We start from the raw sequence: 18980 nt of genomic DNA on the forward strand, positions 1-18980 counted from the left end.
GAATTAACAACATGGCTCAAGACGCAATTACCGCTGTCATTAACTCCGCAGACGTTCAAGGTAAATACCTGGACTCTTCTGCTTTAGAGAAGCTAAAAGTTTACTTCTCCACTGGTGAACTGCGGGTACGTGCTGCTAGCACTATCAGCGCTAACGCTGCTGCGATCGTCAAAGAAGCTGTAGCAAAATCTTTGCTATACTCTGACATCACCCGTCCCGGCGGCAACATGTACACCACTCGCCGTTATGCTGCTTGTATCCGTGATTTGGACTATTACCTCCGCTACGCCACCTACGCTTTGTTGGCTGGAGATCCTTCCATCCTAGATGAGCGTGTGCTAAATGGCTTGAAGGAAACCTACAACTCCTTGGGCGTTCCCGTCGGTGCTACCGTGCAAGCTATCCAAGCAATCAAGGAAGTAGCCGCCAGCTTGGTAGGTTCTGACGCTGGTAAGGAAGTCGGTGTTTACTTAGACTATATCTCTTCTGGCTTAAGCTAAGAAGTAGTTTGCGCTTAAGAATTTAGGTGCGGCTTTATTAAGGTCTGGAAATCAACCGTGAGTGCTAGAACGTTATATTGCTTATCTTGGTAAATTATCAGTGATGAGTGTTGGTGGTCTAGTATTGATGTTTGATTTCCAGCCTTTGAATGATTAAAAGATTTGCACTCAAGATTTTGAGATAAAAAAGTTTTCGCAAGGTATACAGGAGATTTTCAAAATATGTCCCGTTTGTTTAAAATTACTGCTCTAGTTCCCAGCCAAACCCGAATTCGTACCCAACGCGAACTGCAAAATACTTACTTCACTAAGCTAGTTCCTTATGAAAACTGGTTCCGCGAGCAGCAACGCATTCAAAAAGCAGGTGGCACAATTATCAAGGTGGAATTGGCAACTGGTAAGCAAGGCGCTAATACTGGCTTGTCGTAATTCTGTAAATAGAATATTATTTTAGGGAATTGGATAAGAGGTCGAGTAAGACCTCTTTTTTATGGCTGAGATTTTTGCAAATCAAAAGTTAAACATATTTAAAAGGCGATAACCTCGAGTGTAAAGTGGAACTGGAGCGTCAGGATTCTGTCTATTCTTAGCCTGTTCAACAGTTTCATCAAACACAATTAGCGTTTCTTTCCCAACTTTCAGCCAGTCTTGATAGGGCACGCTCATATCTTCTTCAATACCACCAATATTAGGTGCGACCATTGCCCGGTAAGCTTCATTAAATTTTCTGCGGAACCGGAAATCTACTGAAATTCTTAGACCTTCAGCTTTCCTTCTTACTGTCTGATGCAATCCACGGGCATCATTAAAGTACATTGTGCCGTGTTGTAGTTGTGCTTCTGTGTAGGAGACAACCATCGGAATATCTCGACCTTCATCGAAGTCTGACATTACTTGCATAGACTGTAATTCCATTTGGCGGGGCATTTCACCTGCTTCGATGGTGATATTATCGATGTCGCCAAATAATGGCAGAACCACTACAGTTGCATCAGCAGCAACACCTGCCCAGACATCACTGTGACACTTTGAGCTAGCGAAGGGCAAACCCAACTTCTTGGCGTCAGTCTGGCCGTAGACCATGCGGAGATTTACTGGTAAATCCACTGCATCAATCAGGTCATTTGCTCCTAGTTGGTAGAAAGCCTCTGCAACGCTTTTTTGAAAGAGGTTAAATGCCAAAATGTGTTCTCGCTTAGGCATTAAAAGACCAGTGCCGGTGTAGTTAGGCAAAGTACTTCTTGCTTCCAGTAGTCGCTCAAGCATTTCAGCTTCCGAAAGAATGATGGGACTATTCAGACATGCTGAAATTTAACCCGCAGCAGCAACTCGTATCTGCTGGAATAACTCAGGCTTTAATGTGTGTTCAAACAGTAGTCGGTACTGTCGCCTTATAGCAATTTTATCGGCAAGCTCATCAAAAAGGCGATCGCCAAGTTCAGAAAATGCGATCGCACCTTCATATTGTAAGCGATCGCGCACTGGTGATTCTGCTAACAGTTCTTCTAACATCATTTCTTCCAACGTTATTCTAAATCGGCTAAATAACTCATACATTCAAAGCCATTCCGTTTTCAAAACGAATCTGGCTATTACAAATTAACAATATTCTTCCTAACAAGTGAACTGAAACAGCAAAGGACACAACTACGGAGTGCGCTACAAATCAAGGAGAATTTGGCAGAAATTGCTGAGGCTCAGTCTAAAAAATTGGAAAAATCCCTCCGGGAGCTACAACAAACTCAAGCTCAATTAGTCCAAGCTGAGAAAATGTCTAGTCTGGGGCAGTTAGTTGCAGGAGTCGCTCACGAAATTAACAATCCTGTTAACTTTATTTACGGTAATTTGAAATATGCAAAGGATTATACGCAGTGTTTGCTGAATCTTGTGTATCTTTACCAGCAATTTTATGCCAATCCTGTGTCAGAAGTTCAAGAATACATTAAGGAGATTGAGTTAGATTTTTTACTAGATGATTTGCCCAAAATCCTAAATTCGATGGAAGTAGGAGCCGAACGGATCTCTGAAATTGTCTTGTCTTTGCGGAATTTCTCTCGTCTTGATGAAGCGGAGAAGAAAAAAGTTGATATTCACCAAGGACTGGATAGTACTTTGCTGATTTTACAAAGTCGCTTCAAGGATAGTGTTGATCGTCCTGGGATCAAAGTAGTGAAAAATTATGGAGATTTACCTTTAGTAGATTGCTACGCTGGCCAACTCAATCAAGTATTCATGAATATTATCAGTAATGCAATCGATGCGCTTGATAACTATGATAATAGACGCGTGATCGCAGAAATTCATGCTAATCCTAATAAAATTACAATTACTACGGAAATCATCGAAACGAACTGTGTGATCCGAATTGCCGATAATGGTTCAGGAATAACAGAAGCAGTTAAGGAACGACTGTTTGATCCATTTTTTACAACTAAGCCAGTTGGTAAGGGTACAGGATTAGGTTTATCAATTAGCTATCAGATTATAGTTGAAAAACATGGGGGAACACTACGATGTGTCTCAGAACCTGGGCAAGGAACTGAGTTCTGGATTAAAATTCCCCTATCTATGAACAAACAAGTAGTTAATTACGTAAAATCATTAAGTTTAATTAAATAAATACTTTAACTAAATTTTCGAGCGATCGCTCTTAACTATAGCATCATTAAATTTTAAGTATAAAATATTACCCTTATATTGCAGAGTAGAGATTGCAATTTGTCAGAAATATTGAACTAGTGGTGTATTGAAGTTAACAACTCTAAGATTTATGGTTGTAAAGCCTACTTATGAGTTATAAGTTATGATTTATGAGTTTTATTTTTAACTCCTAAATTCTAACTTTTTACCTGTACCGATCGTGAATCTACGCCGCCTGATTCCAATTTTTGATAGTTCAGTCTCCAACTGGGCATTAGAAGCGCGGTTGTTGCGCTGGTTAACATTGATTTGGCTGTTCGTCGGCTTGATCATGCTATTTTCAGCATCATATCCTGTCGCTGATGCCCGTCAGAATGATGGGTTGTACTACTTTAAACGTCAACTGCTTTGGGTCTTAGTTTCCTTAATCGGATTCAATATTATTGTTAATTCGCCGTTGCAGAAAATTTTGGGATTATCCCATTGGTTTTTGTTGCTGTTTTTGGGGTTAATTTTTGTCACACTGATCCCAGGATTGGGAAAAAAGGCTTTTGATGCAGCACGTTGGATTGCGATCGGGCCAATTCCGATTCAACCTTCAGAATTAATTAAACCCTTTTTGGTGTTGCAAAGTGCGCGGCTTTTTGGTCAGTGGGAACGAATCAGTTGGCGGGTTCGCTTGGCTTGGTTGGGTGTTTTTGGTCTGGTACTTTTAGGAATTCTTGCCCAGCCTAACTTGAGTACAACGGCACTTTGCGGCATGACTATCTGGCTAATTGCTTTAGCAGCTGGCTTACCTTACAAGTACCTGGGAGGGACAGCAATTGGTGGAGTGATGTTGGCACTACTCAGTATTAGTATTAAAGAGTATCAGCGTAAGCGGGTGATGTCATTCCTCAATCCTTGGGTGGATGCTACAGGAGATGGCTACCAGTTGGTGCAAAGTCTACTCGCTGTGGGTTCTGGTAAAACTTGGGGAGCTGGATATGGGCTTTCTCAACAAAAGCTGTTTTATTTACCAATTCAAGATACCGATTTTATTTTTGCGATATTCGCCGAAGAGTTTGGCTTTGTTGGCAGTATGGTGTTGTTGGCACTTTTAGCTACATTTGCCACTCTCGGATTAATCGTGGCGCTGAAGGCTAAAAATATAGTACATAGATTAGTAGCGATCGGTGTGACAATTTTGATGGTAGGACAATCATTGCTCCATATCGGTGTTGCAACAGGTTCTCTACCAACTACCGGCTTACCTTTGCCCATGTTTAGTTATGGTGGTAATTCCATGATTGCTAGCTTAATAGCTGCTGGGTTGCTGATTAGGGTAGCACGTGAGAGTCGTGAAGCTGAGGTAGTACCGTTGCGAAAACCTCTGCTTGAAAATGGGCGCAGACGCCGAGCTTTTCAGAAAAATAGGAATTGAGCGAGCAGGAAGCAGGACGGCAACCTTGATGCTTAACTGTGGTAAGATGACGGTTGCCAGTTACTTAAGTCAAAGAATCAGCTGTGAGTAAAATCATTTTTGTGTGAATAAAAAATGACTAAATTAATACGTAATGTATATGACACTAATCTTACGGACTCCTGGGCAAGTAGACTTAGAAAGAAGCGTTTCTCTTTGTTCACATCTATATTAGACTCACTGCCCTCTGATATAAAAATACTCGATGTTGGAGGAACAGTAAGCTTTTGGGAGAATTTAGGTTTTTTGAATGAAGAAAATAAAGACGTAGAAATTACTCTACTAAATATAAAATTTACCGAAACAAGCTCAACACATCCACAGATCAACCAAGTTGTTGGAGATGCTACAAATATGGTAAATTTTCAATCCGATGAGTTTGATATAGTCTTTTCAAATTCAGTGATTGAACATGTAGGAGATTATGATGAACAGTACCAAATGGCCACTGAAGTAATGCGAGTGGGAAAAAGATATTTTGTTCAAACACCTAATCTTTTTTTTCCGATTGAACCCCACTTTGTTTTTCCTTTATTTCAATTTCTTCCTATAAATCTTCAGATATGGCTACTAACCAATTTTGCTCTTGGATGGTATGACAAGGTATCTGATAAACAGCTGGCTAGAAGGATAGCTAATTCAATTAAGCTGCTGAGTAAGAGAAAATTCCTGAATCTGTTCCCCGAAGCGCAACTTTATGAAGAAAAGGTTTTCGGTTTAACTAAGTCTTTTATAGTCTATGGAGAATCTCCCTAAGAGGATGTTTGAAAAGTATTTTTGGTAACATCAAAACCCTCGTAACCTAACCCCCCAGATCCCCTTCCCTACAAGGGAATGGAGGTTTAAAAGCCTCTCGACCTTTCGGGGAATGGAAGTGGCGTTTTGAGTATACTTTACAACTTTTCAAACAACCTTTAAAAGCCTACCAAAAAATCTTGGATGAAGGGAAAGTGATATAGTGGTTTCTCGATCAGATGGGTGACAAGGTGCAAAATATGAGCTTTCCCTACTTCCTATTTTCAAGACAGCCTTCGATAAACCTTACCTCAGAGGTAAGGGAGCCTTAAATGGGCTATTATTAGGTGGAATTGGGTTAATGCTAGGTATAAGAGTAGGCTGTACTTTTTTGAGTACTGTGATTGCAAATCCTCTTTGCTGGGATTGTTGCTTACCAGATATATCATTGACTAGCAGTCCGATTTGAGGCGGGAAGGCTTGATTGACTGGAAACTTCATTGAACCAACTGCTGGAACGTCATTGCCGTATGGTAGAAGTTTAACCTGAATATTTTCTCCCTCAACTCTCCAACTCAGAATAGCAGATGTCCCTTCATTGAGAACCAAATTTGGTTGCTCGCTACCGTTGATTTTGAAATAGACAATCTTAAATGGTTTGGGTAATATTGGAATTTTTGATTCAGCTTTTTTAGAACTAATTTTGTCGCTTCCATTGTTAGAAACAGCTTTGATTTCAAATGCAAAATTTCCCACTTTATTTGCTATTAAAGGAATATTTTTACATTGCAGTTGTTGATTTTGTTGTGTACATAGTTTTTTAAGTTTAGGGTCTGTAATATTGCCTTGATTAAATTTGTAGGTAACTGGTTCGCTATAAGCTGTACCATCATCTGCACTGCCAGAAATTTGTACTTGTGCCAGCAGTAATGGACGTGCAATTGACCAACTTAAAAGAATATTTTGGCCTTTTGTATACTGTGGTTTATCTGCTTGAAAATTAATAATTTCGGCAATTTGTTTCTCAACTATTTCTACTTGAATGGGCTGGGGTGGTGTTTGATTTGTTCGAGAAAATAACTGTATTCCATTTTTATAAAAGGCTTGTAACTCAAAAGTATAATTCCCTTTTGTTTTCACTCCAGTTTTAACATTGCTACAAATTAGCTCTTGTTTTTCTTGCATTTGACAAGGAGGTATTTGATTAGCGCTTCCTTTGCCCAGTGTGTCAGGAATGCCATTGCTAAAGTCATAAGTAATAGGCTGAATTGGTTGTGAACCTTTTGCCGTTAATACCAACTTTTTTAACTGTTTATAGTGGTAAATTTCCCAGTTTAAAGCTACCTCATCACCTTCAGTAATTTGAGAGTCATTTGCACTAAAATTTTCTAATCTCAAAGGATCGGGGTTTAAAATTCGCCAAATAATAAATCCTATCCCTCCCAATAACCCCAAAATTGCCAAAATTAACAAAAGAAATTGCCACCAAGGACGAGATTTCCATACCAAAGTTCCTTGAGGCAGTGTGTTCGGTAGGGGTAAATTTTGTTGGTCTTTGATGTTGAGTTGAAAGTTGACCGCTAGCCCTGCACCAAACCACGGTCGTCGCCACCAAGGTTTGGGTTTGACCGTCAAATTGGCGACAGCACTTCTATTAGGTAATAATCTTACTTCAGTGGGATCAAATTTGTAAGTATATAGCTCTTCTTCATCTCGACTTTTTAAGTTTAATATCAGTTCGCGGACAATATTGCCCCGATTAGCTAGTGATAATTCGTACTTGCCAAGACTACGGCTAGCTTGTCCCAAGATGGTATTAAGTTCTATATCTAAGCGATAATTTGTCAGAATTTGGATATACACCAAATCCAGCAGTACTAAGTCTGGAGAGTTTTCTGAATATAAGCGGATTGTCGGAGAATAGCTTCCCGCAAGGGTATCCCCAGGTGGGTGAAATTTCAACAATATTTGACCTTGAGTACCAGGATTGAGTTCTAGTGCAGTCACGTCAGACACTAATCCTGGTCCCTCAAATTCAGTTGCAGGATAATTAATTGTGAACCAGTCATCGTCTAAATCTGGACAACTCAAGCGGAATCTGTCTACGAGATAAGAGCGATTGTCAACTATTACCTCCACTTGCAGAGGCTCACCAGGATTGAAAATTAACGGTTTGTTGGGGTTGGTGTTGGGTCTAATGGAAAATGTCGGGTCGTTCACCCGAATTGCGGTCTGTTCTTTTAGCAGAACTTTAATTTGGTTTGCGAAAGTTATGGGAGTATCTTGTGGATAATGTAGAGGAGAATCTACAACTAGTGTATAGTCATAGGTTCCTGGGAAAGCATTTGCGGCGATTTGAAACTCAAATCTTACTTCGTCGCTATTTTGCCCTAGAGCTAATGCTAAACTTTCTCTAGGAGAACTAGACCAGTCGGTTAAATTTTGAAATACTTCGTCAAAAACAAAATATAAGTCAATAACCGCACTTTGATTTCCTTGATTGATTACAACAATATAGAGTTCAATGGTATCTCCTGGCATCCCAAATTGAATTCCAGGTGGGTTGATAATAACTTGCAGTGGATTGAATTTAGCTTGCATATCATCGACTTCCTTATTTGATGCGGTGTAGTTTGACCTGAAAATCTTCACCACCACTCACAATCATGGTTCCTTGATTGGTTTTCAAGTCGATACTATTGATTTTTTTAGAGCTTTGATAAATTGTTTTACCTTCTGCTGCTCTTGTTTTGTCAAGCTTATGTTCGGGAGTTAAGTACCAAACTACGACTCGTCCATCATCGCCACCACTTACTAAAAGACTACCATCGTCACTAAATGCTAGAGTCCGCACAGATGTTTTTGATGCTGACCAACGGTCTAGTTGTGAACAATTAAGTTCATTTACTTTTTCTAGCGGATTCGGATTTTTGATAGTTTGACACTGATTTAAATCCCAAATCGTAATAAATCCCGCAGAATCAGAAGTTGCAAGGATTTTTCCTGTTGAGTCAGGAACAAAAGCTAATCCCCAAATAAAGTCTTCAGGCCCAACTAATGGGTCTAATTTTTCTAGATTTTGCACTGATAAACTTGGCGATTGTTTATCAGATTGAGTTTGATTCCACTGCCACAATATAAAACGCTTAAAGTTTCCAGCAATTACTAGAGTTTTTGCATCTGGGCTGAGATTTAATGCCCGGGCTTGGAAACCTGAAAGTTTCAATCTACTTTGTACGTCAATAACTTGCGGTTCTGGCAGAAAATTGCTGTTAGGCGCTGGTCTTGACCATAGTCTCACTTTACCACTGCCATACCCACTGAATAAGTTAAGTGAGTTTGAGGTGAAAGCTAGGTCAAAAACGCGATCGCCTTTTGCTTTCGGATCTTTAAGGTCTTGAAGTTGGCTAATCTTGGCACCTGATGGGACATCTCTAAGTTCAATTACACCATTATCTAAACCAACAGCAACACGATTATTTTGTAATGGCATGAAGCGCAAGACTTCTACAGCGTCATCGGTAATGGCCATCAAACCTTTGGGCTGTTGCAGTTGATCGCAAGCAAGGGACTGCCCAGAATATTTTACTGTATCATCAGGGTCTAGGCTATCAGCGCCAATTCTCCAAAGTCTTAAGGTGCAATCATCTGAACCACTGACCACAGATAAACCAATGCCACTAAAACGCACTGAGTTGACAGAACGGGTATGCATTACACCTCTGGGTTGCAGGATTAATGCTAGGAGTGCGGCTAATAGTGCGATCGCAGCCAATTGTAGCCATAAAGGTATAATTGGCAAAGTCTCCACTTCTAATGTCTGCGTGGCTGGGTCTGTACTCCCTAAACGTTGGTCGGATAATTCCGATTTAGCCTCCAGCAACAAAGTTTTACCGATTCCCACCCAAGGACGTTTTGTTTTAACATCGAGGATGACTTTACTTGTCTCTCCTAGATGCAGATTGGCGGTTTCAGGAAGCTTTTTAAAACTACATTTTCGCCAGTCTCTACCCTGTACCTGCACATTAATTTGCTGGTTGAGATTGCTAGCATTTTTAAATAGTAATTCAAAGGAAGCTGTATCAGATTTCCAGTCAGGCAACCATGCCGATTTGCTGGGAATTTTCAGGTGTTTTTCTGTGGTAGTAAAGTCTATAAAACCTACAGGTAAAACTTCAATGTTGCCTCCAGCATTAGTTGGATAACCATTATTACTAACAGCTTCAATAGTAAAAGCGTAATTTTGACTGGGCGCTTGCACCACAGAAGGAGGTTGGCATTGGAATGTAGCTTCTGCTAAACCACCTGGATCTAAAGATAATCGCCGTTCTACACTGCCAGCTAGCCAAGACGGATCGACGCCTGTAAAACGTAGCATTACCTCAGTTGGTTGTTGCCCCAAGTTCCGCACCCGTACTGGTATATCGACAGAATTGCAAGGATAAACTTGGAACTCTCGTACAGGCAATTCTATACTTAAATGTGTTGGTCTGTTGTCTCGCTCGATTTTCAGGCGTAGCACAAGTCTGGACTGTTGTGCTAATTGCGGTGAAAAAATATTTACCATTAGGTTGACAGTACCAACAAATCCGGGAATGGGTGTATTGAATACGAAGACTTGGAAGATGGTACTACTACCCGGTGGCTTGGCTGCCGCTACCTCTGGTTCAAGTCGATACCAGCGATATCCTGTGTTGCGGATTTCTCCGGCTGCGGTAATTTCTATCTGAAAATTGACGAAGCGATCGCTGTCATTATTGACAGTTACCTCAAATGATACAGGAGTATCACCTGGACGAAAGGTTAAGTTCTGAGTAGAAAGGCTGGCATTAATAACACTTTTTTCCATGCTATTACTTATAATATTTTTTTATATTCTGCATGACTAGCACTATTAAAAAATTAATCTCTCGTGAAAACGTGATAATAGCTTTTTCCTTTGATTATTGAAATTTATATACTATTAAATATTGTGTAATAAATTGGCCAATTTATAAAAGTCATTTTCAAAGGCGATCGCTAATAGAGATATAAGCCAAAAAGAATGTAGAGACGTAGCACTGCTACCGTCTCTACAAGGGTTCTGGATAACGCATATTTAATTTCTGGATATAATATCAAGTCCGATTAATCACTTCATGATTGCCGAATCTGTGCAAAAATCCCAAAAGCCTCTTTCTCCCTGCCCCCTGCTCCCTGCCCCCCTGCAAGAACTGCGGTCTAAATGATAAGTCTTTAGCTGCACACGATATGACCTCTCAGCAACGCCTGAACTCAAATTAAAACCGCTGCCCAATTCCCAGATGCACTTTGCTTTCTCCTTGGTCGTTAATGCCATAGTCAGCCCGAATTAAGCCTAGTGGTGAACTTAATCGCACTCCTGCCCCATAACCAAAACCATAACCTGGTTTATCCCGTACACCTGCCGGATCTCCTAATACAGTATCACCAGAGCCTAAATCTGAGGCGAAGTCGGCAAACAATACACCGCCTACAATTGGTAAGACGGGAAAACGGTATTCTGCGGAGGCTAAGACATAACTACGACCACTGCCAACATCTCCAGAATCGTAACCGCGCACAGAATTGGAACCACCTAAGTTAAAGCTTTCGTAAGGCGGTAAATTCCCAATAACGGTACCAGCTTGCACATTCACTGCAAATACTTGTGGCTGTTTGCTGTTAAATAACTGTACTGGTAAATATTGGCTGTAATTGGCTTTGAGGCGATTGAGGGAAATATTACCTTCACCAATGGGCACAGATTGTTCTGTACTCAGACTCAAAACGGAACCTTGAGTTGGATTGAGGGGATTATCTCGTTGGTCTTTGGTGACGATAAAGGATACGGTAGTTAGGTCATCAATACCAGTTCCACTCGCAGATAGGGGATTGCCCTGAGCGTCGGTTGGGGTAATATTACCTTGGCGATCGCGAATACTAGTTCGGGTATAGTTTAATCCTAATGAGGTATTCCAATCGTCGATTGGTCGCTGCAAGCTGACACCACCGCCAATTTGACCTTCTCGCACTTTGTCGCCGTTGGCTAACTTAATCTTGTCATCAAAAGTTTCCGAAAGTTCCTGACTACGAAAACCATTTACAGTGTAGCCCAAGCGATCGGGGTTAGTTGTCCGATAAGGACTGGTAAATTTGGTATTAAACTGCAAGTCTCGGCTACTTACACCAACATTCACACCTAAAGTATCATTAACACCACCAACATTTTGATCTTGATAGCTGATTGTACCTACCAATCCCTGATCGGCATTGTAACTACCACCCAAGTTAACACCACGCGCCCCAGTTTCTTTGAGTTGGTAGACTAAATCAAGTTTTGTTGCATCTCCTTCTAAGGCAACATTCACAGTCTCAAATAAACCAGTACGATATAGCTGTTGTATGTCTTGTTTAACGACATTTTCTTGGAAAATTTGACCAGGTTTCAACTTGAATTGTTGTTGTAAGAAATCTGCTTTGGTGCGTCCTCCAACGGGATTACCCTTGCTATCAACGGTTTTACCCTCATCGTTGACAAAGCGAAATTTGATATCACTCACCAAACCTTCAGCAACATTCACAGTGAGAATGCCTTGAGAACTGGGTTTAATTGATAGCACTCGTGCTAAGTTATAACCATTGTCGGCGTACCACTTGTTGATTTGTGCTACTGCTTGTTGTAGTGCACTGGGACTAATGGTGGTTCCAATCTGAGATTGCAAACGTTGTTGAGCGACTTGATAGGTAAGTACTTTAGCACCAGATAGTTGCAGCGATCGCACAATCACTGGTTGGACTTGGTATACTATATTCAATCCAGCCTGGGTGCTAAAGTTATTCACACTGACACTGCTAAATAAACCTGTATTTAAAATTGCTGTTACATCTTTTTGTAGCTGGCTTTGACTAGTTTCTCCACCCGTCTGGGTTTTAATTACCTGGCGAATGATTTGCTGTAATTCTTGATTGGCTCCCACCACCTGAATATCTGTAGCTGTGACGACTAAATCGCTTTCAGTAGCAGGAGTTTTGGGGGATGAGGGGGAAAAAGAGGGAGTGGGAGGGAGTATTACTGATGAATTACCCTTATCTACTGATTTTAAGACTACTGGGGAATTTTTGTTTGCACTTGTTTGCACGGCGACGGGATTTCGGGAAAATTGTTGTGCAACTATAGTTTCTGGGGAAGCAATTTTCTCTACCCGTGCGGGAGTGTCTTCAATTATCGGCACCACCAAGTTACCAGCTTTTGGAGTTGGAGTAACGGTTTTAGCAGGTGCAGCCGTTGCTTGCTGAGTAACATTGCCAGTAGCTAAAGTAGCTAAAGTAAAAATTGCAGTAGCAGAAACTCGCATAATATTTAACCTAATTAACTGGGAGTTAGTTGTAGAGACGCTAGCGAATAGGGATAATACTAACTTCCAGCTTCTTCGTCGATTTCCCTATTTATACCTCTTACCCAAACAGACAGTTAATTTTGATATTTTGTTTCTTATGAATAATGTATCTCGGTCATCTCTAGCTTCTAACTCCCAATCTGCAACTTCTCCTTTGCGGCTACTTGTATTAAGTAATGGTCATGGGGAAGATATGATTGCAGTTCGGATTTTGCAAGAACTCCAACGACAACCAAACCCACCAGAGATATTTGCTTTACCTCTGGTGGGTGAGGGACGTGCTTATGAACAGTTGGATATCCCCTTTATCGGTTCAGTCCTGACTATGCCTTCTGGCGGCTTTATTTATATGGATGGCCGCCAATTAGCGCGGGATGTACGTGGTGGTTTATTGCAACTTACCCTCAGCCAAATTAAAGCTATCCGCCGTTGGGTGAGTTCTCAAAAAAAATCAGGTAATAAAAGAGCAATTTTAGCAGTGGGAGATATTATCCCGTTGTTGTTTGCAACATTCAGTGGCGCTAATTATGCTTTTGTCGGTACAGCAAAATCTGAATATTCTGTGCGAGATGAATCTGGATTATTACCACGGAAATATAAAGACACACGTTGGGAAAACTTTTCTGGTTCAGTTTACCATCCTTGGGAACGTTGGTTAATGAGTCGTCGCCGTTGTAAAGCAGTATTCCCTAGAGATGCGCTGACGGCAGAAATATTAAAACAATGGCCAATTCCAGCTTTTTCTTTCGGTAATCCCATGATGGATGGTCTAGAGTCGATGTTTTCACGTCAACAATTTTATAGTCAGAATACCCAACAGCAAGAGACAGTTCGACCTTTTGTAGTGACTCTTCTTCCTGGTTCTCGTCCGCCAGAAGCATACACCAACTGGGAAACAATTATGATTGCCGTATCTGCATTAATGACAAGTTTTCAACAGCGAGATTCAATCTTCTATACTTCTAACAGAATAGTGTTTTTAGGTGCGATCGCTCCTGGTTTAGACTCTAATATTTTATCCCAAAGCGTGCAATCCCAAGGCTGGCGTGCTGAATCAGCATCTCCTATCAAACTTCGCGACCCAAATGTCTTGACATTTAAACAGAGAAATGCTTATCTGCTGTTGACACAAAAAGCTTATAATGATTGCTTGCATTTGGGAGATTTAGCGATCGCAATGGCAGGTACAGCCACAGAACAGTTTATCGGTTTAGGCAAACCTGCGATCGCAATTCCCGGTAATGGGCCACAATATAATCCTGGCTTTGCTGAATCTCAAAGTCGTTTACTGGGATCGTCTTTGATTTTAATCAATCAACCGGCAGAAGTAGCGAAGGTTGTACAATCTCTATTTAAAAATCCTGATAATTTGCAAATTATTGCTGAAAATGGTGAGCGACGCATGGGCAAACCGGGAGCAGCACTACGTATTGCTAATTGCTTGCGGGAAAGATTGGGATAATGGGGTATTGGGCAAAACAGTGTTGAGTGCTGTTAGCGGATAGCTAAGGTTTAGCCCGTGCTGTTAGCTTTCTTTGAGGCGTTGAGCCAGTGCTAAGTTAGGAGTTAGGAGTTAGAAGTAAAGAGTTATTCTCCTTGTCTCCTTATCTCCCCATCTCTCCCTTGTCCCTAATCCCTCACGCCACCAACCCCGAACGTAAGGCCCTTACAGCAGCTTGGGTACGGTCATCAGCACATAGTTTATTTAGAATATTACGAACATGGGTTTTTACAGTACCAACTGTAATGTAGAGTTTCTCGGCAATTTGCCCATTACTACACCCAGCTACAATCAACTCTAGGATTTCCAGTTCCCGTTGAGTCAGAGGGTATGTTTCCAAAACTTGCTCGTATTCTGTCGCCAGCGCCTCAATTTTTACAGTCTTCGGCTTGTCAGAACCTTGGCTTTCTCCAGGAATACCTTGGCGCATCTTCCGCAATACGACGTTGGCAATTGCCGGATCAATCCAAGAGTTACCGCCGTGAGTTGCTTGAATTGCTTCAGTTAATTTACTAATGCTGGTTTCTTTCATATAATAAGAATCAGCACCAGCTGCGAAGGCTGCAAGTACAGCATCCTCTGTATGATCCATTGTCAAGATGAGAATCTTCGTAGTAGATTGCCCATTTTCAGCCTGGGAGCGTTTAAATTTACGAGTGAGTTCGATGCCATCCATGTCAGGCAAGCCGATATCTACTACCGCTACATCTGGCTTTGCCGTCTCTAAAAGTTTTAATCCTTGTGTAGCATTTGCCGCTTCGCCAATTACTTTCAATGCACTATGAGACTGTAATGCTGCTCGTAGCCCCATTCGCGTTAAGTCATGATCTTCAATTAAAATAATACTAATTTCATTCATCGTTACACTCACTCTTGCGCTGTTTGGCATCTTTACAAAGTATCAGCTTTTGTAACTATTATCTCTTATTTTCCCAAACTAAAGATAGATGATATTTCAACCTGTCTGCATCCACCGATAGAAATAATAAGTACCCCAAATTTTTATATTTAGATAGAGGACAAATCTAGCTGGAGATATATAGATACTTACATAAAAAGTATGAAATATTGAAACGAATGCCAAATTGCTTCTCCTTGCTGACAATTCAGCTTTGAGTTGCCATGTTCCATTCATTAATTAGTATTATTTTGGATCGAACTTTAAAAAAGCTTACGAAAATGAAAAAATTACACCAAGTACAAAGTTGCTTTCCGAGAAAGTGAACAATGTTTCGAGCGATTTTTAACCAAACCTTTGGATTCATCCGATTGATAGAGCCAATATAAATCTTCATCGAAAAGAATTAGGCAGCGTTAAAATTTTCTGGAATCACCAACAGTAAAGTAATTTGTAGTCCTTTGTCGCGAACTTGTTCGTCTAACTTTTTACAGGATATAACACAATCCCTCTATGCAAACCTCTCCTGTTTAGGTTTTAAACTTTTGTCGGTAAGCTTTCTTCGGCATTAATGCTTGGTAGTTTTGCGAACACGTATAAGTCCGATATACCTGTGAAAATACTAATATTGGTCTGGTGATCGCTAAGAAAATTGTCGAAATTTCAGAAGATAGGATTACTTCAGATTCACAAATAGGTATAGATAGTACTTTTTATTTATCTGGTCTAACTAACCTGATAGGTAAAACTATTCAAGCTTATGGTACACGATAATGGTATGCAACTCTCACCAATGACTGACGACGGTGGCTTGCTCACTCCTTTACAATTGTTTTTAAGCTTAGTAAAGTATTTTATATGAACTGTGTCTACTTGTTAATTACTAATTTTTTAAGGGATATTGGTCATTTGCTTGGAGTTTAGTTCGCAGAGTCTGGGAAGTTAACCAGATTGAAGATACAACAGACTGAATTAAACCCAAAAAACGCCCGACAGAGTGATTAACATATTACTAATGGAGGATGACGAAATTGATGTGATGAATGTCAATCATGTCTGAAACTAGATATTATGCAAAATGTTTTAGTCAATCAAATTACAGATTTTAGATGTCCGAAAATCTTATATTCTTTAATTGGATAATCTGAAAAGTGAAATGTTATAGATAAACCTATGTTTGGCGGCGAAAATAAAAACCAATGGAAGAGACGCTGAAAATTTTGGTTGTAGACGATGATGAAGTCGACCGGATAGCAATCCGTTCTGCCCTGACTACAGCAGGTGTTCAGATGGAACTGTCTGAAGTAGGCGATGGTAATGATGCGTTCTCTGTCTTAAGGAGTACTGCCTACGATTGTGTTTTCCTCGACTATCGTTTACCAGACCAAAATGGACTAACCTTAATTCAACAGCTGCGTTCTTTGGAAATTAAAATTCCTTTAATAGTCCTAACTGGTGAAGGAGATGAAAAAATTACTCTCCAATTATTGAAAGCTGGTGCTACAGACTATCTCTCTAAGTCTAGGATATCTCCAGAAACTCTGTCGCAAGTTTTGCGAAGTGCGATTCGGATTTATCGGGCAGAAATGCAGGTAGATTTGGCAAACCAGCAGCTCAGAGAAAGTCACGAACAACTCATTTGTAAGAACCAAGAATTGGAGAGACAACAGCAACAGATTCAAACGCAAAACTTCAAGCTATTGGAGGCATCACGTCTAAAATCACTTTTTTTGGCAACTATTTCCCATGAACTTAGAACGCCGATGAATGCGATTATTGGTTTTTCGCAAATACTGCTGCGTCCTAAGTTCGGTCAACTAACGCACCAGCAAGCAGATATGGTTGAGCGCATTTTGAATAATGGGAAGCATTTACTGATGCTACTCAATGAAGTTCTCGACTTTTCCAAGCTGGAGGGAGGAGGATTAGATTTAAAGGCGGAAATATTTGATGTATCAAAAGTAATCAATCTCGTTGTAAGTGAAATGCGCTCCCTAGCTGAGGCTAAAAATCTTTCATTGTCAGTACAAACCGATTTGCAAAATCCTTTGGTATTTAACGATCCGGTTCGTGTCAGACAGATTTTAATTAACCTCCTCTCCAACGCCATTAAATTCACAGAGTCTGGTGAAATTTGGGTTGAGGTTAAGGAACTACCTGCAAATCGAGTAGTAATTATTGTTCAAGATACAGGTATTGGCATAGCCCCCAAAGATTTTAAACATATTTTTGAAGCATTTCGGCAAGTCGATCAAACTATCACTCGCAAATATCCAGGTACAGGTCTGGGTTTGGCAATTACAGATTCGCTAGTGCGAATGATGGGCGGCAAAATCTTTCTTAAGAGTAAATTAGGGGCGGGTTCAATGTTTAAAATTGAATTGCCACGTCAAATTATATTACCGACTGTAGCAGCCAATTCTCCAGCTTCACAGTTAGATAACGACGATTTTTTTTGCCCTGCAAAAAATCCTCATCAGTCATCTTCCCAAGCCAGAAAAGCACCAATAGAATATCCTAAATTTAAAAATTACTTCCAAAAAAACTGATAAAAATTTATAAATCATGTCTGTAGTTGAAAATAATAAAATTTATCGGATCTTAGCAGTTGACGACACTCAAGATAATCTCATTTTGGTTCAAGCAATTTTAGAAAGTGAGGGGTATGAAATTGATTTGGCTTCAGATGGAATCAAGGCTTTACGGCAAATTGAGCAATCTCCACCCGATCTGATTCTGTTAGATGTAATGATGCCGGGGATAGATGGCTATGAAGTCACACGTCGGATTCGGAAGAACCCTGCAATCTCTTATATTCCAATTCTATTGATTACTGCTTTTCATCAATCCAGCGTTGTCGAAGGTTTAGATGCTGGTGCTGACGATTTTATTCGTAAACCATTTGATACTGATGAACTACTGGCAAGAGTGCGATCGCTATTACGTCTCAAGCACAGTCTGGACGAACAACAAAAAATGGCCCGCCAAAGAGAAGACTTTGTTTCCCGTCTGACTCATGATTTGCGAACTCCCTTAGTAGCCGCCGATCGCATGTTGAATTTGTTTGAAATGGAAACATTCTGCAAAATTTCACCAGAAATGAAACAGGCGATCGCAGTGATGATTCGCAGTAACCAAAATTTGATGGAAATGGTCAACACCCTACTAGAAGTGTATCGCTTCGAGGCAGGTAAAAAAACGTTGAATTGGGAGGAATGCGATTTATGTGAGATATCTCAAGAAGTAGTAAGCGAACTAAGTCCTCTAACTAATGAAAAAGGCTTGACTCTGGAAATTGATACCCGTGAATTAGATCCACTGAGTCAAAACGCTGCTATTATCATGGGCGATCGCTTAGAATTACGGCGAGTGTTAAACAACCTAATTGCAAATGCCATCAAATTTACAGATACAGGAGGCATAACAATCCGCATTTATGAAACATCATCTAATCCAGGATATCCAGATTTGGTAATAATTGAGGTACAAGATACAGGATATGGGATTGCGCCAGAAGATCAGGCAACAATTTTCGAGCGATTTCGCCAAGGCAGAAATAAACGCTCAGGTAGTGGCTTAGGACTACATCTATCCCATCGCATTGTAGAAGGGCACGCAGGAACTATCAAGGTCGCTTCTGAACTAGGTAAAGGTAGTTTATTTACTGTGCAAATACCTAAAAACACTTAAGTTATTCTCCTTCATTACTGATTATTTTGCGGATATCTCCCAAGAAATTACATTTAATTTTTGATCGTAAATTAAAGGGTTTAAGACCCCAACCATTACATGTAGCGCGGAGTCGGAGCCACTCCGCCTCCAAATCATTTTCAGTCGGGGTTTAAAT

13 protein-coding genes and 1 pseudogene are annotated in these 18980 nt (G+C 40.4%); 8 read left to right on the forward strand and 6 right to left on the reverse strand.

The window, feature by feature from the left end:
• Positions 1-11 precede the first annotated feature (11 nt).
• Entirely contained in the window at positions 12-500 is a 489-nt protein-coding gene (apcB, locus tag HWQ58_RS34915) for an allophycocyanin subunit beta (RefSeq protein ID WP_292760850.1), read from the forward strand.
• A 222-nt stretch (positions 501-722) separates the two neighbouring features.
• Positions 723-929 (forward strand): phycobilisome linker polypeptide, encoded by a 207-nt coding sequence (locus HWQ58_RS34920; protein ID WP_094349821.1) that lies wholly within the window; start codon positions 723-725, stop codon positions 927-929.
• An 81-nt stretch (positions 930-1010) separates the two neighbouring features.
• Here HWQ58_RS34920 and HWQ58_RS34925 read toward each other — a convergent pair whose 3' ends face one another.
• Together HWQ58_RS34925 and HWQ58_RS34930 are read right to left on the reverse strand one after the other, a co-directional pair.
• Positions 1011-1766 (reverse strand): hypothetical protein, encoded by a 756-nt coding sequence (locus HWQ58_RS34925; protein WP_292872930.1) that lies wholly within the window; start codon positions 1764-1766, stop codon positions 1011-1013.
• A gap of 45 nt (positions 1767-1811) precedes the next feature.
• Entirely contained in the window at positions 1812-2015 is a 204-nt protein-coding gene (locus HWQ58_RS34930) for a hypothetical protein (protein WP_292872932.1), read from the reverse strand.
• Positions 2016-2114: 99 nt separating this feature from the next.
• Here HWQ58_RS34930 and HWQ58_RS34935 point away from each other — a divergent pair.
• The 3 genes and pseudogenes from HWQ58_RS34935 to HWQ58_RS34945 all read left to right on the forward strand — a co-directional run.
• A pseudogene (locus HWQ58_RS34935) lies at positions 2115-3119 on the forward strand (ATP-binding protein); the annotation flags it as partial.
• A gap of 241 nt (positions 3120-3360) precedes the next feature.
• A complete protein-coding gene (locus HWQ58_RS34940; protein ID WP_292872934.1) occupies positions 3361-4563 on the forward strand; it encodes an FtsW/RodA/SpoVE family cell cycle protein in 1203 nt (400 codons plus the stop codon).
• A 114-nt stretch (positions 4564-4677) separates the two neighbouring features.
• Positions 4678-5358 carry a methyltransferase domain-containing protein gene (locus HWQ58_RS34945; protein ID WP_292872936.1) on the forward strand — a complete coding sequence of 227 codons (681 nt, stop codon included), beginning with the start codon at positions 4678-4680 and terminating at the stop codon, positions 5356-5358.
• A gap of 285 nt (positions 5359-5643) precedes the next feature.
• On the opposite strand, the gene HWQ58_RS34950 is transcribed toward HWQ58_RS34945, so the two are convergent.
• The 3 genes from HWQ58_RS34950 to HWQ58_RS34960 all read right to left on the reverse strand — a co-directional run bounded on the left by HWQ58_RS34950 (position 5644) and on the right by HWQ58_RS34960 (position 12692).
• Positions 5644-7938, reverse strand: a complete 2295-nt coding sequence (locus tag HWQ58_RS34950; RefSeq protein WP_292872938.1) for a hypothetical protein — start codon at positions 7936-7938, stop codon at positions 5644-5646.
• Between the two features lie 13 nt (positions 7939-7951).
• Entirely contained in the window at positions 7952-10186 is a 2235-nt protein-coding gene (locus HWQ58_RS34955) for a hypothetical protein (RefSeq protein ID WP_292872940.1), read from the reverse strand.
• Positions 10187-10616: 430 nt separating this feature from the next.
• A complete protein-coding gene (locus tag HWQ58_RS34960) occupies positions 10617-12692 on the reverse strand; it encodes an outer membrane protein assembly factor (RefSeq protein ID WP_292872942.1) in 2076 nt (691 codons plus the stop codon).
• Between the two features lie 139 nt (positions 12693-12831).
• Between HWQ58_RS34960 and HWQ58_RS34965 the strand changes: the two genes are divergently transcribed.
• Entirely contained in the window at positions 12832-14196 is a 1365-nt protein-coding gene (locus tag HWQ58_RS34965) for a lipid-A-disaccharide synthase-related protein (protein WP_292872944.1), read from the forward strand.
• Between the two features lie 175 nt (positions 14197-14371).
• Here HWQ58_RS34965 and HWQ58_RS34970 read toward each other — a convergent pair whose 3' ends face one another.
• The gene (locus HWQ58_RS34970; protein WP_104908003.1) at positions 14372-15094 is read right to left on the reverse strand and encodes a response regulator transcription factor; all 723 of its coding nucleotides are present in this window, start codon (positions 15092-15094) and stop codon (positions 14372-14374) included.
• A 1238-nt stretch (positions 15095-16332) separates the two neighbouring features.
• Between HWQ58_RS34970 and HWQ58_RS34975 the strand changes: the two genes are divergently transcribed.
• Positions 16333-17682 (forward strand): hybrid sensor histidine kinase/response regulator, encoded by a 1350-nt coding sequence (locus HWQ58_RS34975; protein WP_292872946.1) that lies wholly within the window; start codon positions 16333-16335, stop codon positions 17680-17682.
• Positions 17683-17698: 16 nt separating this feature from the next.
• Complete coding sequence (locus HWQ58_RS34980) at positions 17699-18823, forward strand: hybrid sensor histidine kinase/response regulator (protein WP_292872948.1); 1125 nt, start codon at positions 17699-17701, stop codon at positions 18821-18823.
• Positions 18824-18980 lie beyond the last annotated feature (157 nt).

This window comes from Nostoc sp. LPT, from assembly GCF_017115165.1.
Taxonomy (GTDB): domain Bacteria; phylum Cyanobacteriota; class Cyanobacteriia; order Cyanobacteriales; family Nostocaceae; genus Nostoc.